Below are 10,508 nucleotides of genomic sequence, written 5' to 3' on the forward strand. Positions count from 1 at the left end.
GTGGAAATCACCGGCTCGCTTTCCCTCATTGGTTACGGCCTGTCCGCCATCGGCCCGGCCATCGCCGTCGGTCTGATCTTCGCCGCCTACATCAACGGTGTCGCCCGCCAGCCCGAGGCCCGTGGCCTCCTGCAGCCGATCGCCATCCTCGGCTTCGCCCTCGCAGAGGCACTCGCCATCTTCGGTCTGGTTCTTGCCTTCGTCCTCTGATTTGCCGGTCACGGCTTTCGACATCGGCACCAGTAACTAGGAGTACCCGTGCACATCACCGCAACCGTGTCATCGGTCGTGGGGCTCGCCGCGGCGGGTGAGGGCGAGACCATGCCCCTCATCCCGCACTGGGAAGAGCTCGTCTTCGGTCTCGTCATGTTCGCGATCCTGTTCTGGGTCGTCGCGAAGAAGGTCGCCCCGAACCTCGAGAAGGCCTACGAGGAGCGCCACGCCGCCATCGAGGGTGGCATCGCCCAGGCAGAGAACGCCCAGGCCGAGGCCGAGGCCGCCAAGGCCCAGTACGAGGCGCAGCTGGCCGAGGCCCGTGCCGAGGCCGCGAAGATCCGTGAGGACGCACGCGCCGAGGGCGCTGCGATCGTCGCGGAGATGCGCGGGCAGGCTCAGGACGAGTCCAACCGCATCACCGACTCGGCGCAGAAGCAGATCGCGGCCGAGCGCCAGCAGGCATCCGTGTCGCTGCGTGGCGAGGTCGGTCGTCTCTCGACCGATCTGGCTGGACGCATCGTCGGCCACGAGCTGCAGGACTCCTCGAGCCGTCAGGGCCTGATCGACTCCTTCCTCGCCGAGCTCGAGTCGGGCAAGGTCCAGCCGGAGAAGGTCGGGGCCGCCGCGGCGTCCACGACCGCAGCCGAGCAGGGCCAGCTGGACCTCGGCGATGCAGGTCGTGACGCCTGATGCGAGGTTCTTCGCGCGCCGCTGTGATCGAAGGACGTCAGTCCTTCGAGACGGCACTGATGTCCGGTGACCCGGCCGTCATGGCGGACGAGCTCTTCGCCGTGACCGGACTGCTCGACGACAACGCGACCCTGCGTCGCAGCGTCGCCGACCCCTCCCGTGAGGGCAGGGACAAGTCCGAGCTGATCACCCGACTGCTCAAGAGCAAGGTCTCCAACGAGGCCGTCGGCGTCGTCTCTGTGCTGGTGGCCCAGCGCTGGGCACGGGAGCGCGACCTCACGGACACCATCGAGCGGTTCGCCGTGGAGGCCTCCCTCAAGGGGGCCGAAGCCGGTGGCGCGCTCGACCAGGTCGAGGACGAGCTCTTCCGCTTCGAGCGTGTCGTGGCCGGTAACCCCGAGCTGCGGGACGCCCTGGGCAACCGCCTCGGCGACGCCGCTGGCAAGGCCGAGCTGGTCGACACCCTGCTGCAGGGCAAGACACGGCCGGAGACGGTGCGACTGGCTCGCCAGTCGGTTCTCGCCCCCCGGGGCCGGCGCTTCGACGCGACGATCGAGGCCTACCTCGACATCGCTGCCGAGCGTCGCCAGCAGCTGACCGCTGTCGTGACGACCGCAGTCGACCTGACGCAGGAGCAGCGCACCCGCCTGGCGGACGCCCTGCACAAGGTCTACAGCAAGCCCGTCCTGCTGCAGATCGTCAAGGACGAGGACGTCATCGGCGGGATCCGGGTCCAGATCGGCGACGAGGTCGTCGACGGGACCATCCTGCGACGTCTCGACGAGGCGAAGCGCCACCTGGCCGGCTGAGTCCGCTCAGACACCCCATGCAGACCACATATTCGGCCCGTAGTGCGGCCGGCAACGAGGAGAAGACAACATGACGGAGCTTTCGATCCGTCCGGAGGAGATCCGGGACGCCCTGGACGGCTACGTGCAGTCCTACAACCCGGGCGCGGCCTCCCGCGAAGAGGTCGGCCGCGTCACCGATGCCGGTGACGGAATCGCCCACGTCGAGGGACTCCCTTCGGCCATGACCAACGAGCTGCTCGAGTTCGAGGACGGCACCCTCGGCCTCGCGCTCAACCTCGACGTCCACGAGATCGGTGTCGTCGTCCTCGGCGACTTCTCCAAGATCGAGGAGGGGCAGCAGGTCAAGCGCACCGGCGAGGTCCTCTCGGTCCCGGTCGGTGACAACTTCCTCGGCCGCGTCGTCAACCCGCTCGGTCAGCCGATCGACGGTCTCGGCGACATCGAGTCCGCCGAGCGCCGCGCCCTCGAGCTCCAGGCACCCAGCGTCGTCGACCGCAAGTCGGTCCACGAGCCGCTGCAGACCGGCCTGAAGTCCGTCGACGCGATGACCCCGATCGGCCGTGGCCAGCGTCAGCTGATCATCGGTGACCGCCAGACCGGCAAGACCACGGTCGCGGTCGACACGATCATCAACCAGAAGCAGTTCTGGGAGACGGGCGACCCGCAGAAGCAGGTCCGCTGCATCTACGTCGCCATCGGCCAGAAGGGTTCCACGATCGCGTCCGTCAAGGGCACGCTCGAGGAGGCCGGCGCCATGGAGTACACGACGATCGTCGCTGCTCCTGCGTCCGACGCTGCCGGCTTCAAGTACCTCGCCCCCTTCACCGGCTCGGCCATCGGCCAGCACTGGATGTACCAGGGCAAGCACGTCCTCATCGTCTTCGACGACCTGAGCAAGCAGGCCGAGGCCTACCGCTCGATGTCGCTGCTGCTGCGCCGCCCGCCGGGCCGCGAGGCCTACCCGGGTGACGTCTTCTACCTGCACTCGCGGATGCTCGAGCGTTGCGCCAAGCTCTCCGACGAGCTCGGCGCGGGCTCGATGACCGGTCTGCCGATCATCGAGACCAAGGCCGGTGACGTCTCCGCGTACATCCCGACCAACGTCATCTCGATCACCGACGGTCAGATCTACCTGCAGGCCGACCTCTTCAACTCTGATGTGCGTCCGGCCATCGACGTGGGTGTCTCCGTCTCCCGTGTCGGTTCGGCTGCACAGACCAAGGCGATGAAGTCGGTCTCCGGTCGACTCAAGCTGGACCTCGCGCAGTACCGCTCGCTCGAGGCCTTCGCGATGTTCGCCTCGGACCTGGACCCGGCCTCCAAGCAGCAGCTGGCCCGAGGCGCACGCCTCGTCGAGATCCTCAAGCAGAAGCAGGCCGACCCCTACCCCGTCCCGGAGCAGGTCGTCACGATCTGGGCCGGTACCACGGGTGAGCTCGACCCGATCGCCGTCGAGGACATCAAGCGCTTCGAGGCCGAGTTCCTCGACCACCTGCGTCGCAACAAGCGGGAGCTGCTGGACGGCATCCAGGAGACCGGCAAGTTCGAGGACTCCACGATCGCCGCGCTCGAGACCGAGATCGCCTCCTTCCGCGACGGCTTCCTCCCGACCGACGAGAACAACGTGCCGGTCGCCAACGAGGAGACCGGCGAGGACGCCCAGGAGTCCGAGCAGGTCCAGATCGTCAAGCAGAAGCGCTGATCCACCACCGGTGGGGCGTCGGCGACGACGCCCCACCGGGGAGCAGCACCGCAGCATCCGACCAGGCGGCGGCACCGGCCCTTCAGCCGATGACCACCAGCCGACCACGACCCACCAGAGAGGCGGCAGCACATGGGAGCACAGATCCGTGTGTACCGACAGCGCATCCGGTCCGTCACCGCGACCAAGAAGATCACGCGTGCCATGGAGCTCATGGCGGCCTCGCGGGTTGTCAAGGCCCAGCAGGCAGTGCGTGAGTCCACGCCGTACGCCCGCGCGCTGACGCGCGCGGCCTCGGCCGTTGCCACGTACTCGGACGAGGACCACCCGCTGACCACCGAGCCCGAGAACGTCACGCGCGCTGCGCTCGTCGTCGTCGCGGCAGACCGTGGTCTTGCAGGCGGCTACAACTCCAATGTCCTCAAGGAGGGGGAGCGGGTCTCCGCCGCCCTTCAGGCCGAGGGCAAGGAGGTCGTGCCCTACCTTGTCGGTCGCCGTGCGGTCTCCTTCTACTCCTTCCGCAAGCGTGAGCGCGCGGCGGAGTGGACCGGGAGCTCCGAGAAGCCGTCCTTCGAGAACGCCCGCGAGATCGGCGAGCGCCTCGTCGCGGACTTCATCAAGCCGACCGAGGAGGGCGGCGTGGACGAGGTCCACATCGTCTCCACGCGATTCATCTCGATGGTCAACCAGGAGGCCGAGGTCATCCGCCTGCTGCCTCTCGAGGTCGTCGAGGGTGTCGAGAGCGACGATGACGCCGAGCTGTACCCGCTGTACGAGTTCGAGCCGAACCCCGAAGAGCTGCTGGACACGCTCCTGCCGCGCTATGTCAACGCACGCATCTTCAATGCCCTGCTGTCGGCGGCAGCCTCCGAGCTCGCGTCGCGCCAGCGCGCCATGAAGTCGGCGACGGACAACGCCGAGGAGCTCATCAAGAAGTACACCCGGCTGGCCAACCAGGCCCGCCAGGCCGAGATCACCCAGGAAATCTCCGAGATCGTCGGCGGCGCCAGTGCCCTCGCCGATTCCAAGTGAGAAGGTAGAGAGAACAGATGACTGCCACCGTCACCGAAGCCACCACCACCACAGCAGGCGGGGTCGGACGCATCACCCGCGTCATCGGCCCGGTCGTCGACGTCGAGTTCGGCGTTGACACCATGCCCGAGCAGTACAACCTGCTCACCACCGAGGTCACCCTGGACGGGGTCGGCCGCAACCTGAACCTTGAGGTCGCCCAGCACATCGGCGACAACATGGTCCGCGCCATCTCCCTGCAGCCCACCGACGGCCTCGTCCGCGGTGCCGCCGTGCAGGACACCGGGGGTCCGATCTCCGTTCCCGTCGGTGACGTCACCCTCGGCAAGGTCTTCAACGCGACCGGCGACTGCCTCAACCTCGAGGAGGGTCAGACCCTCGAGGTCACCGAGCGCTGGGGCATCCACCGTCAGGCTCCGGCCTTCGACCAGCTCGAGTCCAAGACCTCGATGTTCGAGACCGGCATCAAGGTCATCGACCTGCTCACCCCCTACGTGGAGGGTGGCAAGATCGGCCTCTTCGGTGGCGCCGGTGTCGGCAAGACGGTGCTCATCCAGGAGATGATCGCCCGTGTTGCCCGCAACCACGGTGGTGTCTCCGTCTTCGCCGGTGTCGGCGAGCGCACCCGTGAGGGCAACGACCTCATGGTCGAGATGGAAGAGGCCGGAGTCCTCGGCCAGACCGCCTTGGTGTTCGGCCAGATGGACGAGCCGCCGGGCACGCGTCTGCGCGTGGCCCTCTCCGCCCTGACCATGGCGGAGTACTTCCGCGATGTGCAGGGTCAGGACGTGCTGCTCTTCATCGACAACATCTTCCGCTTCACGCAGGCCGGCTCCGAGGTCTCCACGCTGCTGGGCCGCATGCCCTCCGCCGTGGGTTACCAGCCGACGCTGGCCGACGAGATGGGCACCCTCCAGGAGCGCATCACCTCGACGCGTGGTCACTCGATCACCTCGATGCAGGCGATCTACGTCCCCGCCGACGACTACACCGACCCGGCGCCGGCGACCACCTTCGCCCACCTCGACGCGACGACCGAGCTCAACCGTGAGATCGCGTCCATGGGTATCTACCCGGCCGTGGACCCGCTCACCTCGACGAGCCGCATCCTCGACCGTCGCTACATCGCGGAGGACCACTACACCACCGCGGTGCGCGTCAAGCAGATCCTGCAGAAGAACAAGGAGCTGCAGGACATCATCGCGATCCTCGGTATCGACGAGCTGTCCGAAGAGGACAAGATCCTCGTCAACCGGGCCCGTCGCATCCAGCGCTTCCTGTCGCAGAACACCTACGTGGCCAAGCAGTTCACCGGCATCGAGGGCTCGACCGTGAGCCTGCCGGACACCATCGAGGCCTTCACCAAGATCTGTGACGGCGAGTACGACCACGTCGCCGAGCAGGCCTTCTACATGTGTGGTGGCCTCGACGACGTCGAGCGCCAGTGGGCGGAGATCCAGAAGAACCTCTGATCCCACGATCACGTCCACCGCTGCGGCCGCCCCCTTCGTCACGAAGGGGGCGGCCGCAGCCGTTGTGCGCACGACATTGGGGAGTGCCGGGCCCCGCACCTACACTGGCGCCATGACGAACTCTGGCGAGCAGTACAACGCGCCGGGCCCGCAGGGTCCGCCGCCCCCGCCCGGCCAGCCGCAGGGCGGCTTCCAGCAGCAGGGCGGCTTCCAGCACGGAGCGCCGCAGCAGGGGCCCCAGGGTGCCTTCCAGCCGGCACCACAGCTCCAGCAGCCGGCCAGTGGTCGATACCACCTCAACGTCATGGGCCAGGAGTACGGGCCCTACGCGGTCAGCGACCTCGCGGGCATGGCGGTCAACGGCCAGCTCAAGGGTGACAGCCCGGTGCGTGGTGAGGGACAGGCCAACTGGTTCCCGGCCTCCCAGGTCCCCGGTCTCTTCTCCAGCCGTGAGTGGATGACCACGCTCCTGCTGTCGATCTTCGTCGGCGGATTCGGCGTCGACCGCTTCTACCTCGGCCAGACCGGTCTGGGTGTCCTGAAGCTGCTCACCTGTGGTGGCATGGGCATCTGGACGCTCATCGACGTCATCTTCGTCGTCATGCGCAAGATGGTCGATGTCGACGGGCGTCCCCTGCGGTGACCTCCCCGTCGGCACCTCCGGCGCAGCGCCGGGTCCACCTCTCCCGAGGCCTGAGCCTCGGGCAGCGGGCGGTCGTGCCGGTCTTCGCGCTGATCAGCCTCGTCGGGTTGATCATCGCGCGGTTGTGGCCGGTGCCGTCCGTGGTCTCGGGGGAGCCCACCTGCATCCTGCGCATCCTCACCGGGCTGCCCTGCCCGGGCTGCGGGATGACGCGCTCGTGGGTGCACCTCGCGCACGGAGACGTCGCGACGGCCTTCGAGTACAACCTCTTCGGGCCGCTGGCCATGGCGACCGCCGCCGGGCTGGTCGTCTACACGGTCGTGGCGCTGGTGCGGCGTCGACCGACCGAGAGACTCTTCGACCAGCTCAACCCCAAGATCCTCATTGTCCTGATGGGACTGTGGCTGGGCTACTCCGTGGTCCGCATGGTCAGCATCGGGATCGGCCAGGACTACTTCGCGCTCGTCGTCGCCTGAGGCGTGCGCAGACCCATCAGCGCGGCGGGCTACCATGAGTGCCTGCCGCTGTATCGAGACGAAGGACCCCCACCGTGAGCTCCCTCAATGTTGAACTCGTCGCCGCCGACCGCAAGGTCTGGTCCGGCGAGGCCTCCATGGTTCGTGCCCGCAGCACCGAGGGCGAGATCGGCGTCCTGCCGGGTCACGCCCCGCTGCTCGGCGTCCTCATCGAGGGCGACGTCGTCATCCACTCCAGCGAGGGTGACCAGACCGCGACCATCGACGGTGGCTTCCTGTCGGTCGACCACGACAACGTGACGATCGTCGCCGAGACCGTCCAGGCCCCGGCCAAGGGCTGACCGCACCATGTCGACCCTGCAGGTGGTGGAGGTAGTCCTCCTTGCAGGGTGTCTGGTCATCGCGCTCTGGCTGGTTCTGCTCTGGCTGCGCCGCCGAGCCCTCTCCGCACACGGCCCAGTGAGTCCCTGTGCCGTTCGACTACCCGGGTCGCCTCGATGGCGACTCGGGTTGTTGCGTCTGAGCTCCGGTCAGCTCGACTGGTTCAGCGTCAGCGGGATGACCACGAGCCCGACGATGTCGTGGTCCCGCGAGGGCCTGGAGATCTCCACGCCGTCCGCCGAGCTGGTGTCGATCCCCGGGCTGCTGTCCGCCGTCTCCCTGACGCTCTCCAGCACGTCAGGAGACCTGGCCGACCTCGCGCTCGAGCCCAAGATCTACCCCGCCGTGCGCTCCTGGCTCGAGTCGGCCCCACCCGGCCGTGGGGTCAACGTCACCTAGGCTTCTCCGGCTTGGCCTCACGGCCGCCGCCCGGCTGCCACAGGACGTCGCCGCCGATCGAGATGTTGGCGACGCGGGCGAGGATGAAGAGCAGGTCCGAGAGCCGGTTGAGATAGGTGGTCGTCAGCGGGTTGACGCCACCGATGCCTCGCTCGTCGGCGACCTCGGTGCCGTAGTCCTCACGAGCCGCCCAGGCGGAGCGCTCGGCGCGACGCACGACGGTCGTCGCGTGGTGCAGGTGGGCCGAGCCGGCGGTGCCGCCGGGGAGGATGAAGGAACGCAGCTTCTCCACCCTCGTGAGGTACTCGTCGCAGTCGGCCTCGAGCTCGTCGATCCACTCCTGCTTGACCCGCAACGGCGGGTACTCGGGGTTGGCGAGAAGGGGGGTGCACAGGTCCGCGCCCACGTCGAAGAGGTCGTTCTGCACGCGCGTCAACGTGACGACGACATCCTCGTCCAGACCCCCCGTCGCGACGGCCACCCCGATGACCGCGTTGGCCTCGTTGGTGTCGGCGTAGGCCTGGAGCCGGGTGTCCGTCTTCGACGTCCGGCTGAAGTCACCCAGCGCGGTGGTGCCCTCGTCGCCGGTGCGGGTGTAGATCTTCGTCAGGTTGACCATGGGACCCATCGTGGCAGAGCCCTGGGATGACGCTCCGGTGGGATCGCCGTGACCAGTTGCTGGCCATCGTGTGATCACATCGTGATTGCGAGGTGGGTGCGCTGCGTTGTCACCCCCGTCACACTGGATGACAACGGACGCAGCAGCCAGGGGAAGCAGGTGACCGTCTTGAGCGCAATGACCGCGCTGACGCCGGTGGGTGGCGTAGGGGCCACCCGCGTGCGAGTGCATGTGCCCTTCGACCTGCGGCACAGCGCAGATCTACGACAGGGTTTCGTGACCGCGATCCGCGAGGGCAGTGAGCTCCTCGTCGACATCTCGGACTCGACCGTCGTCGACCAGGTCGGCTTCGCGACGCTCGTCGGTGCGCACGCCCGCGCCGCCCGCGCGGGTCGTCGGCTGCGCTTCACCGGAGCGGACGAGCGGACGACCCGGCTGCTGCGACGCGCCGGTCTCGTCCGTCTGCTCGAGGACGCCCCCGCGCCGAGCAGGCTGCGTCCTTCGCTGGCGGTCTGACTCCCTTCGTGCCCTGAGGAGCGCGCCAGCGCCGTCTCGAAGGGCCGCGCCAGCGCCGTCTCGAAGGACAGGGAGCGGGGGGCACAGGGGCGCGGGCCCCCCTTCGCCCGGAGTGGATGCCGACTCGCCGAGGATTCGTCCGCGCGTTTACCTCCACCCGGGTCTCGGTCACCGGGAGTGGATGCCGACTCGCCGAAGATTCGTCCGCGCGTTCACCTCCACCCGGGTCTGGGCGCCGGGCGCGCCCTAGACTTCGGCCAGACCCGACCGGAGGCACCGTGAGCCAGCAGACCGCGCGTTCCAGCGCGACCCAGATCGCACGCGACCGCAGCGTGGCCTACCCGTGGGAGGGCCGACGAGACCCCGCGGTCGACCTCGTTCGTGGGGTGGCGATCGTGTGCATGATCATCGCGCACGTGCGGGTGTGGGCGCCGGTCGACTCGACCTTGGTCACGGTCGCGCTCGTCGTCGTCAACAACGTTGCGTCCCCGCTCTTCGCGGCGGTCATGGGCATCTCTGCCGGGATCGTCCTCACCCGTGGCAGCCAGCGGCTGGTCGGGGCCACCTTCGTCGCCCGCAATCTCCTGCGCGGTCTCATCCTCATCGGCATCGGGTTGCTCCTGCAGCAGCTCGGGACCTTCGTCGCGATCGTCCTGATGTCCCTCGGTGCGACGCTCGTGGTCGCCTCCCCACTGGCGCTGCTGCCCGTGCCGGCCCTCGCCGTGACCACCGTGGTCACCTTCGCCGTCGGGCCCTGGGTCAACGCCGCCGCGCGCGCCGGTCTCGACCCTGCGCGCGTCTACTCGACCGCGTGGGTCGACCAGGTGCTGCAGTGGTTCGTCCTGTCCACCCACTACCGCGTGGTGAGCCTGCTCCCCTTCGTCCTGGCTGGGGTGCTGCTCGCCCGCCATCGGCTCACCGTCCGCACGGCCCTGATCAGCATCGGCGTCGGGGTGCTCGCCGGTGTGGCCGTCGTCGTCCTGCGTCTGCTGGGTCACGGACTGGGCGTCAGCGAGATCGTCTCGGGGGGTGTGCCCGACGCCCTTCTCGACGTGGCGCTGACCGGCACCGCACTCGGCGTCATCGTCCTGGTCGCGCGCTGGTCCGTGATGCGGCCTGTTGTGACCGCGCTGGCGCCGGTTCGTGCGTCCGGCGCGATGGCGCTGACCTGCTATGTCCTGCACGTCGGCCTCATCGCCCTTGCGCAGCGGGTCGGCGACCCGCGGGCACCGTACGAGCACTGGCTCGCCTACGGCGGAGGGATCCTCCTCATCACCGTGCTGGCCTGCTGGGTGTGGTGGCAGGCGATCGGCAAGGGGCCGATCGAGCGGGTCATGGGGTTGGTGACCGACCGGATCGGGTGACCCCTGCGAGCGGAGGGGCGGGGACCTCCCTTCGTCCTGGTTGGAGGTAAACGCGCCGAGGATTCGTCCGTGTCCTGTGAAGGGACATGTCGGACAGTCGTGAAGGGACATGTCGGACAGTCAGGGGTGTGTGTCTATTCGGACATGGTCGCGTTGTCCGGCTGGTTTGTCGATCCATTCCTGGGA

At 68.3% G+C, this 10,508-nt stretch carries 13 protein-coding genes; 12 read left to right on the forward strand and 1 reads right to left on the reverse strand.

The annotated features are described in order from the left end of the window. The 10 genes from ASG73_RS16625 (at nucleotide 1) to ASG73_RS17670 (ending at nucleotide 7,823) form a co-directional block, all read left to right on the forward strand. Nucleotides 1-210: an ATP synthase F0 subunit C gene (locus ASG73_RS16625; protein WP_174522284.1), complete on the forward strand. Its 210-nt coding sequence runs from the start codon at nucleotides 1-3 to the stop codon at nucleotides 208-210. A 48-nt stretch (nucleotides 211-258) separates the two neighbouring features. After that, nucleotides 259-906, forward strand: a complete 648-nt coding sequence (locus tag ASG73_RS16630; RefSeq protein WP_082567344.1) for a F0F1 ATP synthase subunit B — start codon at nucleotides 259-261, stop codon at nucleotides 904-906. After that, nucleotides 906-1,715 carry a F0F1 ATP synthase subunit delta gene (locus tag ASG73_RS16635; RefSeq protein ID WP_055998012.1) on the forward strand — a complete coding sequence of 270 codons (810 nt, stop codon included), beginning with the start codon at nucleotides 906-908 and terminating at the stop codon, nucleotides 1,713-1,715. The genes ASG73_RS16630 and ASG73_RS16635 overlap by 1 nt, the downstream gene beginning before the upstream one ends. Before the next feature lie 70 nt (nucleotides 1,716-1,785). Next, a complete protein-coding gene (atpA, locus tag ASG73_RS16640) occupies nucleotides 1,786-3,420 on the forward strand; it encodes a F0F1 ATP synthase subunit alpha (protein ID WP_055998015.1) in 1,635 nt (544 codons plus the stop codon). 132 nt (nucleotides 3,421-3,552) lie between these two features. Next, complete coding sequence (locus tag ASG73_RS16645) at nucleotides 3,553-4,452, forward strand: F0F1 ATP synthase subunit gamma (RefSeq protein ID WP_055998017.1); 900 nt, start codon at nucleotides 3,553-3,555, stop codon at nucleotides 4,450-4,452. Nucleotides 4,453-4,469: 17 nt separating this feature from the next. After that, nucleotides 4,470-5,924, forward strand: coding sequence for a F0F1 ATP synthase subunit beta (atpD, locus tag ASG73_RS16650; RefSeq protein WP_055998020.1), 1,455 nt, complete (start codon nucleotides 4,470-4,472; stop codon nucleotides 5,922-5,924). Between the two features lie 112 nt (nucleotides 5,925-6,036). After that, nucleotides 6,037-6,567 (forward strand): NINE protein, encoded by a 531-nt coding sequence (locus tag ASG73_RS18205; RefSeq protein WP_200946919.1) that lies wholly within the window; start codon nucleotides 6,037-6,039, stop codon nucleotides 6,565-6,567. Beyond that, complete coding sequence (locus tag ASG73_RS18210; protein ID WP_055998023.1) at nucleotides 6,564-7,043, forward strand: DUF2752 domain-containing protein; 480 nt, start codon at nucleotides 6,564-6,566, stop codon at nucleotides 7,041-7,043. The genes ASG73_RS18205 and ASG73_RS18210 overlap by 4 nt, the downstream gene beginning before the upstream one ends. A gap of 74 nt (nucleotides 7,044-7,117) precedes the next feature. Then, nucleotides 7,118-7,384 (forward strand): F0F1 ATP synthase subunit epsilon, encoded by a 267-nt coding sequence (locus ASG73_RS16665; protein ID WP_055998026.1) that lies wholly within the window; start codon nucleotides 7,118-7,120, stop codon nucleotides 7,382-7,384. 7 nt (nucleotides 7,385-7,391) lie between these two features. Next, the gene (locus ASG73_RS17670) at nucleotides 7,392-7,823 is read left to right on the forward strand and encodes a DUF2550 family protein (protein ID WP_082567345.1); all 432 of its coding nucleotides are present in this window, start codon (nucleotides 7,392-7,394) and stop codon (nucleotides 7,821-7,823) included. On the opposite strand, the gene ASG73_RS16675 is transcribed toward ASG73_RS17670, so the two are convergent. Further along, a complete protein-coding gene (locus ASG73_RS16675; protein ID WP_055998032.1) occupies nucleotides 7,816-8,442 on the reverse strand; it encodes a cob(I)yrinic acid a,c-diamide adenosyltransferase in 627 nt (208 codons plus the stop codon). The two genes, ASG73_RS17670 and ASG73_RS16675, sit on opposite strands and share 8 nt — an antisense overlap. A 177-nt stretch (nucleotides 8,443-8,619) precedes the next feature. Between ASG73_RS16675 and ASG73_RS16680 the strand changes: the two genes are divergently transcribed. Both ASG73_RS16680 and ASG73_RS16685 read left to right on the forward strand, forming a co-directional pair. Continuing rightward, nucleotides 8,620-8,958: an STAS domain-containing protein gene (locus ASG73_RS16680; protein ID WP_055998036.1), complete on the forward strand. Its 339-nt coding sequence runs from the start codon at nucleotides 8,620-8,622 to the stop codon at nucleotides 8,956-8,958. A 278-nt stretch (nucleotides 8,959-9,236) separates the two neighbouring features. Continuing rightward, entirely contained in the window at nucleotides 9,237-10,322 is a 1,086-nt protein-coding gene (locus ASG73_RS16685; protein ID WP_055998039.1) for an acyltransferase family protein, read from the forward strand. The last annotated feature ends 186 nt before the right edge of the window (nucleotides 10,323-10,508 follow it).

Source organism: Janibacter sp. Soil728 (genome assembly GCF_001428305.1).
Classification (GTDB): domain Bacteria; phylum Actinomycetota; class Actinomycetes; order Actinomycetales; family Dermatophilaceae; genus Janibacter.